Genomic DNA, 21334 nt, shown 5'->3' on the forward strand with positions numbered 1-21334 from the left:
CTCTTCTGTGCCCCATGCGGACAATTGTTACCGGCGCACCGGCCACAATTGTCCGGAACAGGAACAGTTGCATCACCGTTCTTCACCCCGACCGGAAGGCCCCACGATGACCGCCGAACTGATCACCGGGATCGCAGAGCTCACCACCCAAGCCGCCGAGTCCAGCCATGACAGTCATGACGACAACAGGCTGGCGGATGCCGCGCTCGTGATCGAGAACGGCCGCATCGCCTGGATCGGGCCGGCCGCCGACGCGCCCGCCGCCGACAGCGAGGTGAATGTGCACGGCCGGGCGGTGCTCCCCGGTTGGGTCGACACCCACACCCACCTGGTTTTCGCCGGTGACCGGGCTGCCGAGTTCGAGGCCCGCATGGGCGGGCAGAGATATGCCGCCGGCGGCATAGCCACCACGGTGGCCGCCACCCGGGCAGCGAGCGAGGCCGATCTGGTCGCCAATGCCCGCCGCCTCCGCCGGGAGGCCGCTGCCTCGGGCACCACCTTCCTGGAAACCAAGACCGGCTACGGCCTCGACCTGGCCACCGAACTCCGCGGTGCCAGGGCGGCGGCCGAGGTCGCCGATGTCGTCACCTTCCTCGGCGCCCACCTGGTGCCGCCGGGCATCGACCGGCGCGACTACCTCGACCTGGTGACAGGTCCGATGCTTCAGGCGGTGGCCCCGCACGTCGACTTCATCGACGCGTTCTGCGACACCGGGGCGTTCGACGTCGACGAGTGCCGCGAGGTACTGCTCGCCGGCCGGGCCGCCGGATTGGGCCTCCGCCTGCACGGCAACCAGCTCGGCGCCGGCGGTGGCGTGCGGCTCGCCGTGGAGCTCGGCTGCGCCAGCGTGGACCACTGCAACCACCTCGACGACGCCGACATCGACGCCCTGGCCGGCTCCGACACCGTGGCCACCCTGCTTCCGGCCTGCGACCTGTCCACCCGGCAGCCGTTCCCGCCCGCCCGACGGCTGCTCGATGCGGGCGCGCACATCGCGCTGGCCAGCAACTGCAACCCGGGCACCTCGTACACCACGTCGATGCCGTTCTGCGTGGCCACGGCGGTGCTGCAGATGGGCCTGACCGTGCGCGAGGCGGTCTGGGCCGCCACCCGCGGCGCGGCGCGGGCGGTCGGCCGTGAGCACGGGCCCGATGCCGTGGGCTCGCTCCGCATCGGCGGCCGCGCCGATCTGCAGGTGCTCGATGCCCCGTCGGTGGCACATCTGGCCTACCGGCCGGGGGTGCCGCTCTGCGTCGCCACCTGGACCGAGGGTGTGCGCGCCGACCCCCACGCAAGCCGTGACTTAAGCACCTGAAACCGGGAGTTTTGGTGATTAAGTCACAGTTCGCGAGTTAGGAGACCGGCCAGCCGTGCCGGGCGAGGGCCTCCCGGGCCAAAGCGCGCGCCGAGTACGGTGTGCGCACGCCTCGAATGTCGCGATAGTCCTGATGGCCGGGTCCGGCCCAGAGGATGGCGTCGCCGTCCCTGGCCAGGTCGACCGCGTAGTCGATCGCGGCCTCCGGCGGGGAGACCTCCACGATCTGCTTGCTGGGGAAGGCTTCCCTGGCGGCGTCCACGAGCATCCGTCGGATGCTGGCCGGGTCTTCGAAGCGGGGATGGTGGTCGGTGATGACCACGATGTCGGAGCCGGCCGCCGCGACGCGCGCCATCTCGGGGCGCTTGACCGGGTCCCGGTCGCCGTCGGCGCCGAAGAGCATGATGACCCGACCCGTGGTGACGGCCTTGACCGCACGCAAGGTCTTCTCGAACGCGTCGGAGCTGTGGCCGAAGTCCACGTAGACGCGCGGGCCGGTCGGACCGGACACGCTCTCGGTGCGGCCGGGGATGTACACCTCGATGCCGTCCTGCAGCGCCGCCTGCACCCGGGCGGCGCCGTAGCCGGCCTCGACGATCATCGCCACGGCCAGCCCGGCGTCCGCGACGAGGTGGTCGCCCAGCAGCGCGACCGTCGTTTCGACGAACTCGCCGGCCCGGTTCTGCACCCGGAACCGGGTGGCCTCCGGCAGGGCCTCGAGGATGTCCAGGCGCCAATCCGGGTCGGTCTTGGCATCCGCCGAGATCGAGGTCACCGGGATCTTCGGCTCGGACAGCAGCTTGAGGCCCCAGGGGGTCTCCATGCTCACGACGCCTCTTCGGGCGCGGTCCGGCCGGAACAGAAGCTCCTTGGCGTCGAAGTAGTTCTCCATGGTGCCGTAGTCGTCGAGGTGGTCGATCGAGAGGTTGGTGAAGCCGGCGACGTCGAAGACGATGCCGTCGACCCTGCCGTGGGTCAGGCCCTGGGCGCTGACTTCGAGCACCACGGCCTCCACCTGCTTTTCCTTCATGCGGGCGAGGAGAGCGTGCACGTCGGTGGCCTCGGGGGTGGTGAGCCTGGAGACGAAGACCTCGCCCGCGATGTGGCGTTCGGCCGTGGTGGACAGGCCGGTGACCAGGCCCATCTGGCGCAGCACGGCCTCGAGCACGTAGGCGGTGGTGGTCTTGCCGTTGGTTCCGGTGATGCCGAAGATCGTGGGGGCGCTGTCGGCGGTGCCGTAGATGAAGGCGCTGAGTTCGCCCAGTCGGCCGCGCAGGTTGTCGCTCACGAGAACGGGCACGCCGGCGGCACGCGCCTCGGCCTCGCCGTCTGCATCGGTGAGCACGGCCACCGCGCCGGCCTGCACCGCGCCGTCGGTGTACGCGGCGCCGTGACCGTTCTTGCCGGGCAGGGCCACAAAAAGGTCGCCCGGCTGCACCGACTGGGTGGAGAGGGCGATGCCCGTCACGATTGTGCCCGCGTCGGCCGGGGCGCACGAGGTGTCGGCCCGACCGGCGACATCCGCCAAGCGAACCCGCGGCGGGCTGCTCGGTCTAACGACGGGTGGGGTACTTTCGATTGCCAAAACAGATGCCTCCGGATTCACCCCCCGAATGAGGGCAGAATATTACCGTAGGCTCCCGTTCTGCAAGGGACCTGCGATAGCGGCCCGTTCTGGCACACTCATGTCAATTGCATAGAAAGCGGCGCAGCGCGGGCCCGTCTCGGGTTGCCCGGCGACCTCAGCTCAGGATGTCCTTGGTGGCGAATCGGCCGTAGGCGAGCGCCCCGAAGACCAGCAGATAGCCGCCCTGCAGCAACGCATTGGCGCCGAACGAGGTGAAATCGATCGGTTGGCGCAGCAGGTCGGCGAAGTCGAGCCAGTAGTGGCTGAACAGCCACGGATGCAGCCAGTCCAGTTGCGGCAGCGAGTCGAGCACCTGCGCCACGACCGAGAGCACGATGGTGGCGGCCATCGCCCCGACGGGCACCACGGTGAGGGTGGAGAAGAACAGCCCGATGGCCGAGAGGCCGAGCAGTGAGACCGTGACGTAGCCGGCGATGAGCAGGGCCCGCAGGAATGACTCGGCCAGGCTGATGGTGTCTCCGGAGAGCAGGGTCAGCGGGCCGACCGGGAACAGTGCCAGCCCGGCGAGCACCCCGGCGGTGACGACGGTGAGCGTGGCCGCGAGGCAGAACACCGCGGCGCCGATGTACTTCACCACGAGCAACCAGACCCGCCCGGCCGGGGCCGCGAGCAGGTAGCGCAGGGTGCCCAGGCCGGCCTCGCCCGCGATGGTGTCCCCCGCGACGACGCCCACGGTGAGCGGCAGGAACAGCGGGATCGACACGATCAGTCCGGTCACGGCGACGAACAGGCCGTTCTGGGTGACCTGGTCGAGGAACGGCGGACCGCGGCCGGGGGTCGGCTCCTGCGAGGAGAGCCGCACGGCGACGGCGATGAGCACCGGCACCGCGGCCAACGCGAGCAGCAGCGCCCAGGTGCGGCGGCGGCGGAAGAGCACCGTCAGTTCGGAGACCAGCAGCGCCCAGGCGCCGCCGGGTCGGGGCGAGCCGGTCGGCGCCGTCGCCGAGGATGCCGCTGGCCCACTCTCTGGCGCCGTTCTGTCGGACACCGAACTATCGGACACCGTCTTATCGGACAACGTCGAACCCCTCTCCGGTGAGAGCCACGAAGCGGTCCTCGAGGCTGGTGTCCTGCAGGTGGAAGCCACGCACCCGCACCCCGGCGGCGACGAGCGCCGCGACGAGGTCTTCCTCTGCGAGGTGTCCGCCTGCGGGCACCTCGAGGGGGGCGCTCACCCAGTGGTCGGCGGGCCGGTTCGAGGAACCGCCGGCGGCGGAGAAACTCTCGGCGCCGCGCTCGTCCGGCGCGGACTCCAGCTCGGCCACCAGTCCGGCGGCGGCCAGCACCCGGATCGCCGCCGCGGCATCCGGGGTTCGCACCCGCACCCTGGCTTCACCGGCGCGCAGCTCGTCGAGGGTGCCCTGGGACACCAGACGTCCGGCGCTCATGATGGCCGCGTGCGTGCACATGTGCTCCACCTCGGCGAGCAGATGGCTGGACACGAAGACCGTGGTGCCCTCACCGGCCAAGGATCGCACCAGGGCGCGCACCTCGCGGGTGCCCTGCGGGTCGAGCCCGTTGGTCGGTTCGTCCAGCACGAGCAGTCGGCGCGGCATCAGCAGGGCGTTCGCGATGCCCAGGCGCTGCTTCATACCCAGCGAGTACGCCGACACCTTCTTGCCCGCCGCGTTCGACAGGCCCACCCGGTCCAGCGCGCGGTCCACCCGGGCCCGGCGGCTGCGGCCGGGCGCGGCGCGATCGGCGGAGTCGAGCCGGCGCAGGTTGGCGGCGCCGGAGAGGAACGGGTAGAACGCGGGGCCCTCCACCAGGGCGCCCACCTGCGGCAGCACCCTGGCCAGGCGGCCCGGCATCGACTCACCGAGCAGGCTAACCTCGCCGCTGGTGGCCGCGGCGAGGCCGAGCATCACCCGGATGCTGGTGGTCTTGCCCGACCCGTTCGGGCCGAGGAAGCCGAACACCGAGCCCATCGGCACGGCAAGGTCGATGGCGTCCACGGCGATTTGGCGGCCGAACCGCTTGGTAAGAGCCCGGGTCTCGATGGCCAGGTCGCCGGCCCGGGCGGCGATGGTCACTCCTGGGCTGCGGCGGCCTGCAGCCGCTCCACTGGGACAGAACCGGCGAAGACCCGGCCGTCGTCCGTGATCAGCACGCTCATGAGGGTGGTGCTCAGGGCCCGGCCGCCGTCAACGGCGTCGGTGAGCTGGCTGTACAGGGGTGAGGCGGTGAGTTCGGCCATGGCCGCGGCATCCGCGCCGGCCGGCACAGACACGACGGCGTCCCAGCCGGAGCCCGTGACGGTCACGCCGCTGGTCTCGCCCTCGGGGTGGCCGGCCGCGTCCTTGGTGGGCAGGGTCTCCTCGGTGACCGTGGCTCCGGCCGGCGCGGTGAAGACGAACAGGTCGGCGGGCGGGGCGTCGAAGCTGAGCGAGGTGAAGGCCACGCTGATCGCGGGCTCCGCGGCCTCCAGCGCCTCGACCTGCACGCGCAGCGGCAGCCCGGTCTCGGAGTCGACCGCGATCGAGACGGATCCCACCAGGGTGTCGTCGGTGTTCGGGGTGAGCACCAGCTCGTACGCGGTGCGACCGGCCACCTCGGTGTTCTCACCCAGGGTCACCTCGGTGCTTGGCGCCACCTCGGCGAGGAACGTGTCGGCCATCTCGCTCGGCGTGTAACCCGGCGCCGACCGGTCACCCGTGTCGGCCGGCAGGGTCGTGTGCGCGGCGGTGTTGTCGGCGGAGTCGTAGAGCCAGAGGTCGGCGCCGTTCTGAATCAGGTTGCGCTCGGACATGGTGTCCTGCACCTGTACCCGGCTCTGGTCGGGGCCGTTCTGGTAGACCCGTACGGTGTGACTGCCGGTGAGCAGGTCGAGGGCGTCGGCGAACTCGGCGGTGGCGGCGTCCCCGGTGCTGGGGATCTCGGGCAGTCCGAGTTCCGAGGTCTGCTCGATGGTGCCGGAGAAGGTGTCGACGGTGCTGCCGGCCGCCAATTCGAGCACGTCCTGCGGGGTCTTGTCCGGCAGGTCAACGGCCGCGCCGGCCTGCAACGGAACCGCGAGGACCCCCGCGACGATCACGGCGGGAACCGCGACGGCGGGCATCCACTTCAACCAGGTTCGGGACATGACAGAAGACCTCCAGTGTCACCACATAGAACTGCGCAATGCGTATCCCCGACACTACGCTCCGATGCTGAAAGTTCCACTCGACTTAGACCCGTCGTTCAGGCTTTCCAACAGGAGTTCCGCCACGGCGCGGGCGGTTCGGGCGTGCCAGGTGGGAATGGCGTCGCCCCGCGCCCAGGCCAGGGACAGACCGCACCAGGCGATGGTCCACTCCGCTAGCGTCACCGGGTCGATGCTCGCCTGGCGGCTGATGGTGTTCAGCCGCGCCGCGAGATTGTCGAGCGCGGCCGTCTCTGTCGGGTTGCAGAGGATGTTGGCGAAGTCGAAGGCGCGATGCCCGATCAGGCCCTTCGGATCGATCACCGCCCAGCGGTCGCCGAAGTCGAGCACGTTGCCATGGTGGATGTCGCCGTGCAGCACCGCAACATCCGCCGGCGGCGTCGTGGCCAGCAGCCGTTCGGCCCGTTCGGCCGCCCGCCGCAGCACCGGGTCGTCGGACCGGGTGGTGAGCAGGACCTGGAACCAGTCGCGGAGGGCGACGAGAGGCACCTCGCCGGATGAGGGCGGTGTGCGCTCGTGCAAGGTCAGCGCGCTCTGCACGAGGACGGCTGTCGCTGCCGCATCCTGACCCGCCGCCGCCATGACCGTCAGATCGCGAGAACCGGTCGCTCGCACCATCAGCGTCGCCCGGTCGGTCCGCGCCAACACCCGCGCGGCTCCGTGCCCGCCCCACCACTCGAGGAGGGTGGCACCCCGAGCTTCCTCCTCCACCAGCGCGATCTTGAGCATCACGGCTTCACCCCCGCGGGTACCGGGCATGAGCTCGCTCGACGGTGTCGAGAACCCCGTCCCCACGGGCGTCACACCCCACGCGGTCAGCCGCGTGCGCATCTCGGCCGAGGACTCGTTCATCCGCTCAGGCTACCCGCGCAACCCGGGGCGAGCAGCCCTCAGATCAGGCCGTGGCGGCGGAACGCGTTCCAGACGCCGTCGTCCAGGACCGAGGTGGTGACCTCGTCGGCGTGCGCCTTGACCGTGTCGGTGGCGTTGCCCATGGCGATGCCGACGCCGCAGACCTGCAGCATCTCGATGTCGTTGGTGCTGTCGCCGATGCCGATGGCGGATGCCGCGTCGATGCCGAGCTTGTCGAGCAGCTGCAGGAGGGTCGTGCCCTTGTTCACCCCGTCAAGGGTGACCTCGCCGCTGCCCTTACCCATGTGCGGGATGGTGCCGGTGATCACGTGGAAGTCGCCGCTGAGCGCTTCCGACACCCTGTCGAAGGCCGTGAGGTCGGCGGCGAGGAACACGGACTTCGCGATGCCGCTGTAACGAAGCGGTCGTACGTCGGCGAATGCCTTCAGCGCGGGGTGCTCGTCGGCGTCGGTCACGGAGGCCAGGTCGGTGCGGGTTTCACCCTTCCGTTCGCTGTCGTCGTCGAGGTACGCCGCGAACCGCCCCCGAACCCCGGGGCTCGGGAAGAGCTCGTCGTAGGACTGCAGGTAGAAGTCGTACCCCGACTCCTCATAGAAGCCGACCATTCGGGCGACCGCATCCTCGGGCATCGTGCGGGAGATCACGAGTTCGTCGCCGATCTCGGCGAAACCGCCACCGGCGGTGATGGCACCGTCGAAGCCGATGTCGCGGATCGCCGCGTAGATTTCCACCGAAGCCCGCCCGGTGCTCAGGTAGACCAGGTGCCCGTTCGCCCTGGCGGTCCGCACCGCCTCGATGGTGGACGGGGCGATCACTTCGCCCGAGTCGATGAGGGTGCCGTCCACGTCGAGAAAAGCGATGCGCGGGGAAATCATGTGGAGCTCCAAACGAGGCGGTCTCCGGAGCCGAACCGGGCCCGGGAGACCACCTAAGGGTTAGTACGTATAAATCGACGCTAGCGGGTGAGGCTGGCACCGTTCGACTCGATGACCTCGGCGTACCAGTCGAAGGACTTCTTCTTGTACCGGTCGAGGGTGCCGCTGCCGTCGTCGTTGCGGTCGACATAGATGAACCCGTAGCGCTTGCTCATCTGTGCCGTGCTGGCACTGACGAGGTCGATACAGCCCCAGGGTGTGAAGCCCATCACATCCACACCATCGGTGAGCGCCTCACCGACCTGCACGAGGTGGTCGTTCAGGTAGGCGATGCGGTAGTCGTCGATGACGGTCTTGCGGCCGTCGACCTCGACGAGTTCGTCCTTGGCACCCAGGCCGTTCTCCACGATGAACAGCGGCTTCTGCCAGCGGTCCCAGAACTGGTTGAGCACGATGCGCAGGCCCACGGGGTCGATCTGCCAGCCCCACTCGGATGCCTTCAGCGTCGGGTTGCGCACGCCGGGGAAAATGTTGCCCTCGCCCATCACCCGCTGCGAATCGTCGGCCGTCTCGGCCACACTCACGTAGTAACTGAACGAGACGAAGTCGACGGTGTTCTCTTTGAGGACCGCGCGGTCGTCGTCGGTGATGACAAGGTCGACGCCCTGGTCGCGCAGGCTCCGCAGGTAGTAGCCCGGGTATTCACCGCGCACGTGGATGTCGCCGAACGCGAGGTTGGTGCGCTCGGTGGTGAGTGACGCCATCATGTCATCGGGAGACGGCGACAGCGGGTACACCGGCATTGCGAGGATCATGCAGCCGACCTGGGCGTTCGGGGCGAGCTCGCGGGCGGCCTTGGTAGCCAGCGCGCTGGCAACCAGCTCGTTGTGCACGGCCTGGTACAGGTCGGTTTTGGTGAGCTGGCCCTTGGGTGTGTTGATACCGCCAGAGAGGAGCGGGGCGTGCAGCACGGAGTTGATCTCGTTGAACGTGAGCCAGTACTTCACCCGGGCGCCGTAGCGGGCGAAGAGCACGCGGGCGTAGCGCTCGTAAAAGCCGATCAGCTCGCGGTTGACCCAGCCGTCGTAGGTGTCGGTGAGGTGGAGCGGCGTCTCGTAGTGCGAGATGGTCACCAGCGGCTCGATGCCGTGCTTTTCGCACTCGTCGAGAACCCGCTCGTAGAACGCGAGGCCCTCTTCGTTGGGCTCGGCCTCGTCGCCGAGCGGGAAGATCCGGCTCCAGGCGATGGAGAAGCGGAAGGTCTTGAAGCCCATCTCGGCGAACAGGGCGATGTCTTCGGCGTAGCGGTGGTAGAAGTCGATGGCCACCTGCTTGAGGTTGTCGTCGGTGGGGCCGTCGGTACGCGGCGTAGTGATGCCCTGGGGCATGACGTCCTGGATCGACAGGCCCTTGCCGCCCTCGTTGTATGCGCCTTCGATCTGGTTCGCGGCAGTGGCGCCGCCCCAGAGGAAATCAGCGGGAAACGTTATGGAATCAGTCATTCGTGTGCTCCTTCTATTACGCAGTGCAGATGTGGTGCAGTGCACGGGGCGGAGGAGCGGTCGGGCCGCTCCTCTGCCGAGACGTGCTGGGTGTGCTTGTTAGGCGATGGCTAGTTCTGCTTCGGCGATGGCGAGGAAAAGGGCGTCACCGTGGGCCACCGGTCCCGATGCGGGCGAGCCGATAGTCGGGTACTTCTTCGGGTTGGTGATGATGACCGGCGTGGTCACGTCGTAGCCGGCCGCGGTGATCGCGGCGATGTCGAACTCCACCAGGAGGTCGCCGGCCCTGACCTGCTGGCCCTTTTCGACCTTGAGGGAGAAGTGCTTTCCGCCGAGCTTGACGGTGTCGAGTCCGATGTGGATCAGCGCTTCGGCGCCATCGGCGTGCTGCAGGCCGATCGCGTGACCGGTCGGGAACGCGGCGACCACGAGAGCGTCGAACGGGGCGTACAGAGTGCCGACGCGGGGGATGATCGCGACACCCTTGCCGAGTGCGCCACCGGCGAAGACGGCGTCGGGAACCTCGGTGAGCGGCACGGCGGTGCCGTCCAGCGGGCTGAGGACGACAAGGTCGGTGCCATCCACCGGAGCGGCGGTCTCGACGACCGGGTCCGTGAAACCGACGATGACGGTGAGGAGGAACGGCACCAGGACGGCGACGGCAAGGCCGAGGACCAGCATCACGACGCTTCCCTCGCTGAATAGCGCGGGCAGGCCCAGTGCCGATGGGAGCACGAAGGCGTTGCCGGCCACACCGCCCGCCGAAATCAGCCCGCCGCCGATGACACCGCCGATGATTCCATACAGGAACGGGCGCTTGAGCGGCAGATTCACGCCGTAGATTGCTGGCTCGGTGACACCGGCCAGGAAGCCAGACAGCGCCGCGGGGGCCGCGAGGGACCTCAGGTTCGCGTCTTTGGTGCGAACCCAGACACCGGTGACGGCCGCGGCCTGCGCCAGAACTGCAGCGAAGAGTGGCGCCAGGAGGTAGGTCAAACCTGTGCTCTGCAACTCGGCCGTCATCAGGGGAACAAATCCCCAGTGCAAGCCGAAGATCACGAAGACCTGCCAGAGGCCACCCATAATGGCGCCACCGAGCCACGGCAGAACGGTGAAAATCCAGCCGATGCCACCGGCGAGGCCGCCGCTGATCAGGTTGGAGAGCGGGCCGATGGCGAGGAAGGTCAACGGAACAAGAATGGCAACCAGGAGCATCGGGGTGACGAACCGGCGGATCGCGGCGGGAAGCTTGGTGTAGAGAAAGCGCTCGGCGTGGCTCTGCAGCCAGACGATGACGATGATCGGGATAACACTCGACACGTAGCTGACCATTGTGACGGGGATGCCGAAGAAGGTGATGTCGGGCACCCCGTTGAGGGCGACGATCGACGGATAGACGAAGGCGCCGGCGATCGCGAGTGAGGTGAACTGCTCGGCCTTGAAGTACTTCGCCGCCGTGATCGCCAGTGCGAGCGGCAGGAAATTGATGAACGCATCCGACAGCGCATTGAGGATCACGTAGGTCGTGGTCGTGTTGTCGAGCCAGCCGAAGGTGACCGCCGCGGCGAGGAACGCCTTGAGCAGGCCCGTTCCGGCCAGAGCCCATACCAGCGGGGTGAAAATCGCCGAGATCATCGCGATGAAGCGGTTGAGAAGGTTTCCCTTGGGTCCGTCCGGGGCGGACGTCTCGTTCGCGGACAGACCGGCGAGCTTGGAGATCTTCGCGATCTCGGCGAAGACCTCTGGGACCTCGTTGCCGATGACGACCTGGTACTGGCCGCCGGCCTCGGCCGTGGCGATGACGCCCGGGGCCGCCTTCACGCCGGCCTTGTCGATCTTCGAGTCGTCCTTGATCACGAACCGCAGCCGGGTGGCGCAATGCACCAGCGACGAGACATTGTCTTCGCCGCCCACGCCCTTGAGAACCGCAGCAGCGGTTTTGGAGTAATCCATCGTTCTGGTTCACCTTCCGCCGCGGCATCGCGGCTTCTTCGTGCCAAGGAAGCGGGACTTCGGATTTTGGGCAAAAAAAAGACCTGAACTCAGACATCGCGCTATGCGATGAGAGTCCAGGTTTTGCCTGCTTGCGCAGTAACAATCCGAAGAGCTTCCACAGGTCGTCTTCGCCCTGCGACGCTCACGCTAGCACACCGTCAGGGCGCCGCGCCATCCACAACCTGGTTGGCCAGGCGCTCCACGTGCACGATCACGTAGAGGAGTTCTTCATCGGTGAGATCGGAGCCGGTGGCTTCACTGACGTACAGCTTGACGTCGGCGGCGATCGCGTACGAGCGCGGATAACTGTGTTTAGCGAACTCGAAGAACGACGTGTCGGAGCCTCGCAGCATCGTCTGGGCCACGAGTCGCTGCAGGAGGAATTGGATGTGCAGGATGAACCGCGCGTAGTCCGGGCTCGCCACGTCCAGCTGCACGCCGAGGCCGCCCTCAACCGTGGTGACCACGTGCTGTACCCGACGAAAGAGCAACGCCGCGGTGCCGTTGGGCTCGTCCCGGGTCGCGTTGAGAATATGCATCGTGAGGAATACGGCCTCCTCCGCCGGGAGGTCGGTCTGCAGACTGGCACTGACGGATCGTGCCATCGCCAGCGCCGCGTCGAATTCCTGCGGGTGCAGCACGCGCAATTCGGGCATCGCCGTGCTCGGGATCCGAATGCCTTTCTGCATACGCTCGAGCACGTATTGCACGTGGTCGATGATGGCCATCGGCAGCCGCCGACCGAGGCTGCGCCCCAGGATCCGCTCGGCCTCATCGACGGCGGCCGTGACGGCCTCGATGACCGGATACGGCACCGAGGCGAGCAGCTGCCGGGCGTGATCGGCTCCGCTGCCCTGCTCGAGGATGAAGGTCTTCTCGACCTTCGCCGGGTCGATGGTGTCGGTGGGCTGCAACTGGAATCCCAGCCCCCGTCCCATCAGTACCCGTTCCTGGCCGGCGCTGTCGACCGAGATGACGACGTTGTTGTTGAGCACCTTGTGCGCCACAACGGCCGGGCTGCGCGCCACGCTGCGGTCCGTCGTCATGGCCGAAGTTTACAGCGTCGGCCGTTCGAGTGACCGGATCGCTGACGTCCGGTCAGCGGGATACGTCATGCAGGTGGTGCGTCGGGTCGTGGATGAAGTACTGGGCCAGCGTGGTCACTGTGAAGCGGGCGCCGTCGCTGCGGCGGCCGGTGCGCTGCCGGTCGGCGGGCGGCACGGCCGCGAAGGCGTCGGCAACGGATGCCGCGGCCGCGGCCAGTTCCGCCGCCACGACCCGTGGATCCTGCTCGTTGTAGCGCTCGGCCGCCGCGGTGGCGTCCTGGTCCCAGTTCGCGAAGAGCGGGTCGTCCTCGGCGCGGATCAGGCCCAGCCGCAGGTCGAAGATGCGGAACACGTCACGCACGTGGGCCGCGTATTCCAGCGCCGACCAGGTGGTGTCGTCGGGCCGCGCCGCAACATCCGGTCGGTCGAGCACGGGTGCCCAGGCGGCCGCGTTCTGGCGCACAAGATCGGGTACGTCGTCGTAACGAAGCTCGGCGGCGGAGAATCCGCACTCGAGGCAGGGGCGCTCGAGCACCCAGGTCCAGTCTTTGGTGTCGGGGGTGATCGGCATCTTCACAGCCTAGGGAAACCGGCCGGCCGGCTGCGGGAACTGACTGCCACAAATGGTGCAGACACTGCCAATCGCATCCCTGCGGCAACGGTGAGCTAGGTGCCCGGCGCCTCCGACTCGTAGCGGCGCGGTTTGCCCTCGCCGAGGTCGAGCAGGGTCGGCACCGCGGTCACGGTCACCGGCTGTGCCAGCAGCCGTCGGAGCGCCGTACCGATCTGCCCGGTAGCACCGCCCACCACAGTGGCGGTCACGCTGCCGTCGACGCCCTGCCGCACAGCCCAGCCGCGCGCCCCGCCGGCCTGCAACTGCTGGGTGAGGTCGACGCAGGGCACCAGGGAACCGTCCAACGCCAGAAACCGGGTGGCCTCCCGGCCCTCCAGGTCGGCCAGTGCGGGCCGGCCGGCCACGTCGACCAGCCGGCCGAAGTCCCCGGTACGGTACCGCACCAGCGGCAACAGCGAGTTCTCCCCCGCGGTCACCACGATCTCGCCGCGCTCCCCGGGTGCCACCGGATGGCCGGAACCGTCGAGCACCTCCACGTGCACCCGCCGATCGAGGATCACGAAGGGTCCCCCGTCAGTGCTGGCGGCGATCGGCCGGGTCTCGTGCAACCCGTAGACGTCAATCACCGGGCAGCCGTATGCCGCCTCCAGGTCGCGGCGGAGGGCGAGACTGAGCGCCATCGCGCCGCTGAACAGCGCGAGCGGCCGCAGGCCCGCCACAAGGTCGGGGTGCAGCAGCTCCGCCAGGCTGGTGGGGTTGCCGGTGATCACCTGCGGCTGCTGGTCCAGCAGGAACCCGGTGCGCTGCCCGGGCGCCGGCCACTGCGAAGGATGCAGGTTGAGCCTGGCCATGGTGGACTGACCGAAACTGCTGATCGAGGACGTGTACGTGAACGCCTGGCGCTGGTGCACCAGGTAGGCCAGGGCCATCCGTGCCGGGTCGGGCCGCCAGTCGATACCCTGCTCGGCCACCAGGGTCACCAGCAGGTGGAAGCTGCGAGCGACCTCCTCGATGTCGTCGGGGATCTGTAACGCGCGCCCGGTGGTGCCGGAACTGGAGCCCTCGATCATCCGATCGAGGTCGGCATCCAGCGGCACGAACGCCGACACGTTCTCGAGCAGGTCGTCGCGGGTCACGGTGGGCCAGGTGCGCAGCTCACCGAGGGTGTCGGCGACCCTGCGGTAGGCGGGCAGCCGGCGAGCGATGGCGAGGTGCTCGGCCAGCCAACAGGTGACGGGCAGCGCCGCCTGGGCCCTGGCGACTCCGTCGGCGGTGAGCCTGTCACCGGTCCGGTGTACCCAGGCCGGGGCGAGCGGATGCCGCTGCACGGCATCCAGACGCGCCGCGCCGGCCACATCGAGGGTGGGCCACCGTTCGGCGTCGGTGAGCGCGACGGTGCCGCCCGGGGCGTATTCGGCCAGCGCCAGCGGGTCGTCCGGGTCGGGCACTGCCATGGCCGGCCCCGGCGGGTTACTCATTCGAGTACCGGGCGGCGGCCTCGCGGGCCCTGGCCTCCTGCAGCCGTTTGGTCACCTGGAGCCGGTGTTCGTGTTCGGCCATGGTCTGGGCCAGCGCCGCGTTCTGCTGCAGGGAGTCGCGCATGGCGAGGATCGACCTGGCGGTGGCCTCGTCCTCGCCGGCCGGCAGATGGCCGGACCAGAGCAGGAAGGTGCGGGCTGCTTCGTCGCGCCGGTCGGCCGTGCGCACCCACTCGGCCGGGTCGACCACCGCCGCCAACCGAAACGAGAGCGCGGCCATGGCGCGGCCGTACCAAACCGGGCTCAAGGGCACCGACAACGGACCGTTCAGGTCCTCGCTGGCCCAGAGCCACAGCACCAGGGCCGCGCCCCGGCGGGCGGCGGCCGACCCGGTGGCACGCACCTGGTCCACAATCCGGAGGACCTCCTGCCCCCTCCGGTCCGGCGGCGTTGATCCGACGGCGCCGTATTCCATTTCAAGAATATTCTCGGCGAGCGGGAGGATAGCCACGTCATCGGCGAGGAAGGACGCCGGAACCAGGGACAGGCGGGTGGCGATCTCGGCGGTACTCGCCCCGGGCAGGCAGGTGCGCCAGACGAGCATGTCGTCCTGCTCACGCGCGAACCACACCGCGAGAAGCGCCTCCGAGTCAACTGCATCCGGCGTGGCGCCGGCTGGCTCCGCGTCGGCCGCCGGGCGCGGCACCCGCGCGGTGGGAGGAGAGAACGGGATGGCGTTCGTCGCCAGCTCCCCCCGGTCGGGCTCCCTGAGCCCGGCGGAGTTGGTCAGCCGTCGCCAGAACGGCGCGGGTCTCTCAGCCACGGAATCCTCCTGGTGTTCGGGCGGCACGGCGCGGATCGCTCTCCGTCAGTCGCCGGGCGAGCCGGGCGCAGGCGGCCGGTGCATCGTCCATCCGCTGGATGTACTCGACGTCATAGCCGGCCAGAGCGGCAGGCTCGGCAACGGAGCGGCGGGGATCCTGCAGGATCAGGGTGGCCGTGTCGAGCCCGCGGCGCACACGGGCGGCGACGTCGGCGTACTCTGGCTGCCCCGCGCCGAACATCGAGAGCAGTCCCTCGTCGGAAAGCACCACCACGTGCCGGCGCACACTCGCGCTGGTGCGGCCCAGGCCGCGATACCGGCTCCCGTACAGGTCGAGCGGGAAGACCGTGCCCCAGCCGAAGTAGGTGGTGAGGTCACGCAGCGCCTCGAGGCGGTCACGGGTGAATCTCTCGCCACCGGCGACCTGTCCGGCCGCCGAGAATGAGGTCACCCGCACCCGGCCGCCGCCGCGCAGCACCGAGAGGATGAGGATGCTGCCGGCCAGGACGGCCGGCGACTCGTTGGCGGGACTCACCATCGACCCCGAGGAGTCGATGTACAGGTCCAGATCGAGGCTCGCGGTGGCCACGGGCGGCGCGTCGGGCAGGTATTCCCGCTGCCGGGTGGTCACCCCGGGCACGACCGTGGGGCTTCTCGCCATGGATGCGGCCCAGTCGATGTCGGCGAGGTCGTCGCCGAGCTCCCACGCTGCCAGGGGACCCGGGATCTCGGCGTCGGCCGGGGGCGCATCCGGAGTGCGCTGCAGCAGCGGCTTAACGTAGCTGCGCGCCCGGGTCTGATACCAGGCGGCGATGACAGCGTTGGCGCCGCTGTCGCGGTAGAGCTCCAGCGTCCGGGCCAGGCCGTAGCCCTGGCCGGTGGGCGCGGTGGGCGGGCCGTCACCCGGGGAGTCCGGGGCGCCCGGCACCGTGCCGGCGCCGGGGCCGGCCGTCGTGAGGCCGCGGGCCTTGGCCACCGCCGGATGCTCCGGGTCTTCCCGTAGGCGCGCATCCCCCAGCACCGCGACCAGCTCACCCGCGGTCGCCGGGGTTGCTCCGGACTCGCCGTCGCAGCCTCCCCCTTGCACCACCAACCCGGGGCGGTGCCTGGTGGGCCCCTGGGCCACCAGGTACGGTGCCAGCAGCATCCCGAAGCGCAGCGCCCCGCTCACCGGATCGTCACCGAAGGTGCGCACGGTCTCGGCCAGCAGCACCGCGTCGAGCCGCGGGTCGGTGAGCGCCAGGGCGTCGAACTCGCGCTGCACTTCGGCGGCCAGCTCCTGGGTCCGCTCCGACAGCTGCAACTCGGCGAGCTTTTTCGGGTCTTTGGTGGCCAAGACCTCATTGAGCCGGTTCTTCTTCTGCCACGCGTCGGTGATCTTCGATATCCGCTGCCGCACCACCTCGTCAGGGTCTATCGGGACGGCCGGTGGCTCGGCCGGGCAGAGTGCCCCGGCCGCGAGCACCCACAGAATCTCGTAGGCCCGCAGGAGCACCCACCAGAGCCGATCGGCGCTGTCATTCCCGCCCAGCACCGCCCACATCCGCACCATCTCCGGCGGCGTGGCTTCGCCGTCCCGCCGCCGTTGCAGCTCGGCCACCCGCACGTTGATGAGCATGTCCGACCACAGGTTCGAGAGTTTGTGAACCTGGTCGGCGACATCCGGGATGCGCGCGGCATCGGTGGCCGCGAGCGCCCGCGCGATCTGGTGCCGGATTTTCAGGCTCGTCAGCCGGGTCGAGGGAGAAAGGGCGTGGTGGCCGATCTCGTGCGCGAAGATGCTCTCCAGAAACGCCCCGACGCCCAGCCGCTCGGCCTGCGGAAGGTCGAAGGTCACCTGGGGCGGGAAGCTGAACCAGGCGAAGGACGCCTCCTTCGCGTCCGGCGCGAGCTCGGGGTCGTGGAGTTCGACGCCCCAGAGCGCTTGGGCGCTCTGCCAGGCGCTGCGCTGCTCGGGGGTGAGCGGCGCAGCCGTCACGGGCTCTCCTCCGGGGTCCACAGCTGTGCGGTGTAGGCGCGCACGGTCAGCACGGCGCCGGCCGCTCCAGTCTCGGCGAGCCCCTGCGCGGTATCGCCCGCTGCAGACCACCGTGCGTCGGCCGCAGCGTCGACATTCCCCTGCTCGTCGGTCGCGAGCCGCACGAGGGTGTGCCCGAAGACATCCACGGTGAGCAGCCAGTCCTCGGCCGTGGCAGCACTGCCCGTGCGGATCAGGAAGCTGCCCGGCCGGTCGCCGGGCAGCGCCGCCACCGGGGGCGCCAGCCACGGGCCGTAGAGGCCGCGGAAACCGCCGATCACGGCGAGGAGTTCTCCGGGAGCGTGCAGGCCGGGCCAACCGAACCGGGAATTCAGTTGCAACGCCGCGAACGGGGCCACCCCGCCCTCACCCAGGCCCAGCGCCGCGGCGAGGGCGGGCAGGCCGGTGCGGCCGGCGGCGAGGGCCAGGTCGAGGCGACGCAGCGCATCCGTTCGGAACGCCGGCGCACCCGAGCGCCAGGCGGCGAGGGCGGCGAGGGTGAGCAGGTCGTCCCGGTCGGCGTCGGGCGCTGCCGCCACGGCCCGGCCGATGAAGTGGCGGTAGCGGGCGCCGGCCGCCTCGCCGTGCCGCTCCTGAATGCGGGTCGCCGAGAGCTCGAGGTCGACCGTGGTCTCCGGCAGGGCCTCGTCGGTGAGCTCCAGCGAATCGTTCACGAGGTGCCGGGGGCGCTGGGTCACCCGCTGAACCCCAACCAGCTGACGTAGTTCGTGTAGCGCTGGTGCAGGTATTTGAGGGCGAGCAGGTCGTCGAAGTGCCGACCGTAGAGCTTGCCCTGCTTGGCGATGCCGCTGATCAGGGATTCAATGCCGGTGAGGCGCTGCGCGGCCTCGGCGGAGCTGACTGCATCCAGGCCCTGGTTGAACAGGTCGAGGGCGTCGCTGATCGGGTCGTTGCCGCCGAGGCCGAGGGCGGTGAACTGCCGGCGGGACTCGGTGAAGAGGTCGGCGAGCCAGCTGATCGAGTCGGTGGCCAGCTCCCGGTCGGCACCCACGTCGAAGCGGGGGTGCAGTTCGTTGGGCAGTAGTTTGCCGCGCAGGGCGAAGGGCAGCACGGCGGCCAGGTCGTCCAGGCCCACCACGGGCCGGCCGCGAAAGTAGGCCATCGCTTTGGCGTAGCGGATGAGGGTCTGCAGCGACCGCACCGAGAGGCTGTTGCTGGTCTGCGAGCCGAGGTCGACCTGCAGGTCGGCGCCGGAGTTGGCCTCGATCACCTCGGCCACCTCGCCGCCGCCGGTGCGCACGGTGTCCTTGGTGCGGTATTCGAAGCGGCGCCCGCCCTGCTGCACGAATTCGAAGTGGCTGGCGAAGAACTCCAGCTGGCGACGCACCGCACCGGGCAGTGGCACGGCCCGGATGGCCGCCTCGAGCAGGCGCTGTTCGTCGGCGTCGAAGATGAGCTCGGGCGGCAGGTGGTCCTCCGGCCGTTCGCCGGCCTCGACGCGGGCGACGAGTTCGTCGAAGAACCGGTTGTTGAAACCCTGCGCGGCGACGGTCACGTCCATCCGGTCGCGGAGCGCCTGGATCACCGGGAAGGTGCCGCCGCCGGCGTCGTCGTTGGCGGTGAAGAACCAGCTCTCCACCCCGGATTCCGGCGCGGTGGAGTGCATCTGGTCGTGGCTTTCCACGTAGCCCTCGGCCACCATCGTGAGCAGCGCCGACTGGGTCTTGGTGGGGATGCGGTTGTACTCGTCGATGATCTTCACCGGCTGGCTGAGCCAGCCGCGCCAGGCGATCTCGATCTCGGCCAGGCTCCCGGCGGTGACGAGGTCGCGCGGCAGCGGCATCCCGACCAGGTCGCTCACCGTGACCTGAGGCTGGCCCTGTTGCACGTTGCGGCGCACCTCCCGGGCGCTCGACCCGGCGAGCACACCCATCAGGATGGCCAGGGTGGTCTTGCCACGCCCGGGACCGCCCACGAGCAGGCACTTGCCGCCCACCGCGAAGGTGAGCAGCGGCAGCAGCACGTTCGAGGAGTAGGACTGGTCGGTGGGCAGGTGCAGTTCGGCGCCGGCGTCGCCGAGTTCGAAGGTGACCGGGGAGCCGGTGGAGAATTCGACGTCGTAGAACGGCGAGATCACGGCCCGGTTCACCAACCAGAAGTAGGCCTGGCGCAGCTTCTCGTCCAGCGCCGTGTCCACCACCGCCGGCGCCTCGGTGAAGAGGTCCTCCGCGGTCAGCTCCTCGGCCAGTGTGGCGGCGTTAGCGCGCGTCGGTGATTCGGATACCTTGTTCCAACGATTCCCCAGCGCCATGGTTTTCAGCCTATCGGGCGGGCCCGGCGGCGACGGCGGCCTCGAGCGCGGCCTGCTGTTCCAGGGGCAGCGCGAAGTCGAAGACTCCGGCGAGCATCCGGTCGATGGCCACGGCCGCCTGCGCCAGGCGCTCCGGCACCGACCCGGTCACCTCCAGCCACGGCACGTCCTGCCCGGCCAGCGTCTGGCGAAACCGGTGCTGCATGGCGTGCCGGATGTGCTCGCCGTCGCGCAGGCCGTCCTGCACGAACGGGATCTCGTCCCCGGTGAGCAGGTACAGCGCGGGCGGATGCGCGGCGGCGCGCGCCACGAGCCCCGCCGGGGCCGGTCCCACGTAGCGTTCGTGCCAGAGGGTGGTGGCCAGCACGTCGGTGTCGCAGATGAGCAGCGGCCGCGGCACCCGGCGCAGGGCCTGGTTCTCCCAGCCGATCTGACGGTCCACGATGACGTCGAACTCGTCACTACGCCACGGGGTGTCCAGGCCGCCCACCCGGGTTTCGCTGTGCTCGCGGCCGTACTCCGGCACCCACGCGGTGTCGTAGTGGTCGGCGAGGGCTTCGGCGAGGGTGGTGGAGCCGGTGGACTCGGCACCGAGCACCACCACGCGCGGGGTCAGCCAGGCGCGCACGGCGGGGGCCAGCGCCCACCAGTGTCCCGGCACATCCGCTCGGATCGCGGTGCCGGAGACCGGGGTGTGCCGCCGGCCGGGGTCGACCTGCACCCACGCGGCGCCCAGGCGGGCGGCGAGTTCGGCGCCGTACGGGTCACTGGAGAACACGGCGTCGACCGGTGCGTCCAGCAGCGCCCGGATCAACACCATGTGCTCGTCCCAGGCGTCGGCGGAGTCGAAGTCCACCGGAGCGTCGTCGATGGCGCTCACGACGTGCGCGGTGGGGTGCTCTTCGCGCAGCCACTCCTCGCGCACGCTCAGCGGGATGGATTCCACGCTGGCCCCGAACAGTTGCACGGTGACCCTGTCACAGCGACTGAGGGCCGTGCGGATCAGGGCCGAGTGCCCGGCGTGCAGAGGGTAGAACTTGCCGAGCACCAGGCCGTGCCCGAATCGGGTCGCCGCCACCGGCACCGGGTCAGCCGCCGGCAGCGGGTCAGGCACCGGCTCGGGCACCCGTCGTGCCGGCTGGCACCGGTTGGTGGGGCGAGGCGCCGGCCGCCCCGGAGTCGCTCGCCGTCTGATCTGTGCGGGCCCGCATCCAGCCGTGAAGGCCCCAGACGCACAGGCCGATGAAGAGCAGGTAGAGCGCGGCGGTGATGTTCAGCCCCTTATAGAGGAACAGGCCCACATAGGCCACGTCGACGGCGATCCAGACGAACCAGTTCTCCAGCCAGCGCCGGTTGAGCATGTACTGCGCGACCAGGCTCACCGAGGTGGTGGCGGCATCCGCGATCTCGGTGGTGGAGTCGGTGTAGGAGTGCAGGGCGTAGGCGATGATCGCGGTGCCGGCCAGCGCGGCGGCGACCAGCGGCAGGATGGCTTGCCTGGGCATCCGGCCGATCAGCGCGCGGTCGTCGGCGGCCCGGTGCCGGGACCAGCCAAGCCAGCCCATCACCCCGAGCACCAGGTAGACGATCTGCAGACCGAGGTCGGCGTAGAGCGCGGCGCCGAAGAACAGCACGATGAAGACCAGGTTGTTCGCGATGCCGAGCGGGAAGGTCCAGATGTTGCGGCGCGCGGCCAACCACACGCACGCGGCCCCCGTTCCGAATCCCAAAACCTCGGTCCAGTTGTCGATCAGCCATTCCCCCATGCTCCCCA

Annotated in this window: 18 protein-coding genes; 1 reads left to right on the plus strand and 17 read right to left on the minus strand. The window is 69.5% G+C overall.

What is annotated here, in order from left to right; translation table 11 throughout:
- Positions 1-106: 106 nt before the first annotated feature.
- Complete coding sequence (gene hutI, locus E3O57_RS11975) at positions 107-1315, plus strand: imidazolonepropionase (RefSeq protein ID WP_103479226.1); 1209 nt, start codon at positions 107-109, stop codon at positions 1313-1315.
- A gap of 37 nt (positions 1316-1352) precedes the next feature.
- Here hutI and E3O57_RS11980 read toward each other — a convergent pair whose 3' ends face one another.
- The 17 genes from E3O57_RS11980 to pnuC form a co-directional block, all read right to left on the minus strand.
- Positions 1353-2783, minus strand: a complete 1431-nt coding sequence (locus tag E3O57_RS11980; RefSeq protein WP_241990395.1) for a Mur ligase family protein — start codon at positions 2781-2783, stop codon at positions 1353-1355.
- A gap of 274 nt (positions 2784-3057) precedes the next feature.
- The gene (locus tag E3O57_RS11985) at positions 3058-3861 is read right to left on the minus strand and encodes an ABC transporter permease (protein WP_241990402.1); all 804 of its coding nucleotides are present in this window, start codon (positions 3859-3861) and stop codon (positions 3058-3060) included.
- Between the two features lie 109 nt (positions 3862-3970).
- Complete coding sequence (locus tag E3O57_RS11990; RefSeq protein ID WP_103460087.1) at positions 3971-4996, minus strand: ABC transporter ATP-binding protein; 1026 nt, start codon at positions 4994-4996, stop codon at positions 3971-3973.
- Positions 4993-6045, minus strand: coding sequence for a DUF2092 domain-containing protein (locus E3O57_RS11995; protein WP_174776339.1), 1053 nt, complete (start codon positions 6043-6045; stop codon positions 4993-4995). The genes E3O57_RS11990 and E3O57_RS11995 overlap by 4 nt, the downstream gene beginning before the upstream one ends.
- 54 nt (positions 6046-6099) lie before the next feature.
- Positions 6100-6957, minus strand: coding sequence for an aminoglycoside phosphotransferase family protein (locus E3O57_RS12000; RefSeq protein ID WP_103460086.1), 858 nt, complete (start codon positions 6955-6957; stop codon positions 6100-6102).
- A gap of 38 nt (positions 6958-6995) precedes the next feature.
- Positions 6996-7853 (minus strand): Cof-type HAD-IIB family hydrolase, encoded by an 858-nt coding sequence (locus E3O57_RS12005; RefSeq protein WP_103460085.1) that lies wholly within the window; start codon positions 7851-7853, stop codon positions 6996-6998.
- A gap of 80 nt (positions 7854-7933) precedes the next feature.
- Positions 7934-9355, minus strand: a complete 1422-nt coding sequence (locus E3O57_RS12010) for a glycoside hydrolase family 1 protein (protein ID WP_103460084.1) — start codon at positions 9353-9355, stop codon at positions 7934-7936.
- Positions 9356-9454: 99 nt separating this feature from the next.
- Complete coding sequence (locus tag E3O57_RS12015) at positions 9455-11308, minus strand: beta-glucoside-specific PTS transporter subunit IIABC (RefSeq protein WP_103479225.1); 1854 nt, start codon at positions 11306-11308, stop codon at positions 9455-9457.
- 200 nt (positions 11309-11508) lie between these two features.
- Positions 11509-12396 carry a PRD domain-containing protein gene (locus E3O57_RS12020; protein ID WP_103460082.1) on the minus strand — a complete coding sequence of 296 codons (888 nt, stop codon included), beginning with the start codon at positions 12394-12396 and terminating at the stop codon, positions 11509-11511.
- A gap of 52 nt (positions 12397-12448) precedes the next feature.
- On the minus strand, positions 12449-12967 hold the full coding sequence (locus E3O57_RS12025; RefSeq protein ID WP_103479264.1) for a DinB family protein: 519 nt from the start codon (positions 12965-12967) through the stop codon (positions 12449-12451).
- Between the two features lie 95 nt (positions 12968-13062).
- Complete coding sequence (locus E3O57_RS12030; protein ID WP_241990396.1) at positions 13063-14448, minus strand: AMP-binding protein; 1386 nt, start codon at positions 14446-14448, stop codon at positions 13063-13065.
- The gene (locus E3O57_RS12035) at positions 14441-15271 is read right to left on the minus strand and encodes a phosphohydrolase (RefSeq protein ID WP_103479224.1); all 831 of its coding nucleotides are present in this window, start codon (positions 15269-15271) and stop codon (positions 14441-14443) included. Before E3O57_RS12035 ends, E3O57_RS12030 begins: the two co-directional genes overlap by 8 nt.
- Positions 15264-17249: a VWA domain-containing protein gene (locus E3O57_RS12040; RefSeq protein ID WP_174776340.1), complete on the minus strand. Its 1986-nt coding sequence runs from the start codon at positions 17247-17249 to the stop codon at positions 15264-15266. Before E3O57_RS12040 ends, E3O57_RS12035 begins: the two co-directional genes overlap by 8 nt.
- Entirely contained in the window at positions 17246-17986 is a 741-nt protein-coding gene (locus E3O57_RS12045) for a hypothetical protein (protein ID WP_103479223.1), read from the minus strand. The genes E3O57_RS12040 and E3O57_RS12045 overlap by 4 nt, the downstream gene beginning before the upstream one ends.
- A complete protein-coding gene (locus E3O57_RS12050) occupies positions 17983-19560 on the minus strand; it encodes a MoxR family ATPase (RefSeq protein WP_241983698.1) in 1578 nt (525 codons plus the stop codon). Before E3O57_RS12050 ends, E3O57_RS12045 begins: the two co-directional genes overlap by 4 nt.
- A 10-nt stretch (positions 19561-19570) precedes the next feature.
- A complete protein-coding gene (locus tag E3O57_RS12055) occupies positions 19571-20674 on the minus strand; it encodes an AAA family ATPase (protein ID WP_241990397.1) in 1104 nt (367 codons plus the stop codon).
- A complete protein-coding gene (pnuC, locus tag E3O57_RS12060; RefSeq protein ID WP_103479222.1) occupies positions 20667-21326 on the minus strand; it encodes a nicotinamide riboside transporter PnuC in 660 nt (219 codons plus the stop codon). Before pnuC ends, E3O57_RS12055 begins: the two co-directional genes overlap by 8 nt.
- Positions 21327-21334 lie beyond the last annotated feature (8 nt).

This window comes from Cryobacterium sp. TMN-39-2 (assembly GCF_004402745.1).
In the GTDB taxonomy this organism is placed as follows: Bacteria; Actinomycetota; Actinomycetes; order Actinomycetales; family Microbacteriaceae; genus Cryobacterium; species Cryobacterium zongtaii.

Coding starts and splice junctions, on each gene's coding strand:
- E3O57_RS12000 (WP_103460086.1), bottom strand. CDS start 6,957: ATGAACGAGTCCTCGGCCGAGATGCGCACGCGGCTGACCGCGTGGGGT.
- pnuC (WP_103479222.1), bottom strand. CDS start 21,326: ATGGGGGAATGGCTGATCGACAACTGGACCGAGGTTTTGGGATTCGGA.
- E3O57_RS11995 (WP_174776339.1), bottom strand. CDS start 6,045: ATGTCCCGAACCTGGTTGAAGTGGATGCCCGCCGTCGCGGTTCCCGCC.
- E3O57_RS12025 (WP_103479264.1), bottom strand. CDS start 12,967: ATGCCGATCACCCCCGACACCAAAGACTGGACCTGGGTGCTCGAGCGC.
- E3O57_RS12020 (WP_103460082.1), bottom strand. CDS start 12,396: ATGACGACGGACCGCAGCGTGGCGCGCAGCCCGGCCGTTGTGGCGCAC.
- E3O57_RS12050 (WP_241983698.1), bottom strand. CDS start 19,560: ATGGCGCTGGGGAATCGTTGGAACAAGGTATCCGAATCACCGACGCGC.
- E3O57_RS12005 (WP_103460085.1), bottom strand. CDS start 7,853: ATGATTTCCCCGCGCATCGCTTTTCTCGACGTGGACGGCACCCTCATC.
- E3O57_RS12010 (WP_103460084.1), bottom strand. CDS start 9,355: ATGACTGATTCCATAACGTTTCCCGCTGATTTCCTCTGGGGCGGCGCC.
- E3O57_RS12030 (WP_241990396.1), bottom strand. CDS start 14,448: ATGAGTAACCCGCCGGGGCCGGCCATGGCAGTGCCCGACCCGGACGAC.
- E3O57_RS12015 (WP_103479225.1), bottom strand. CDS start 11,308: ATGGATTACTCCAAAACCGCTGCTGCGGTTCTCAAGGGCGTGGGCGGC.
- hutI (WP_103479226.1), top strand. CDS start 107: ATGACCGCCGAACTGATCACCGGGATCGCAGAGCTCACCACCCAAGCC.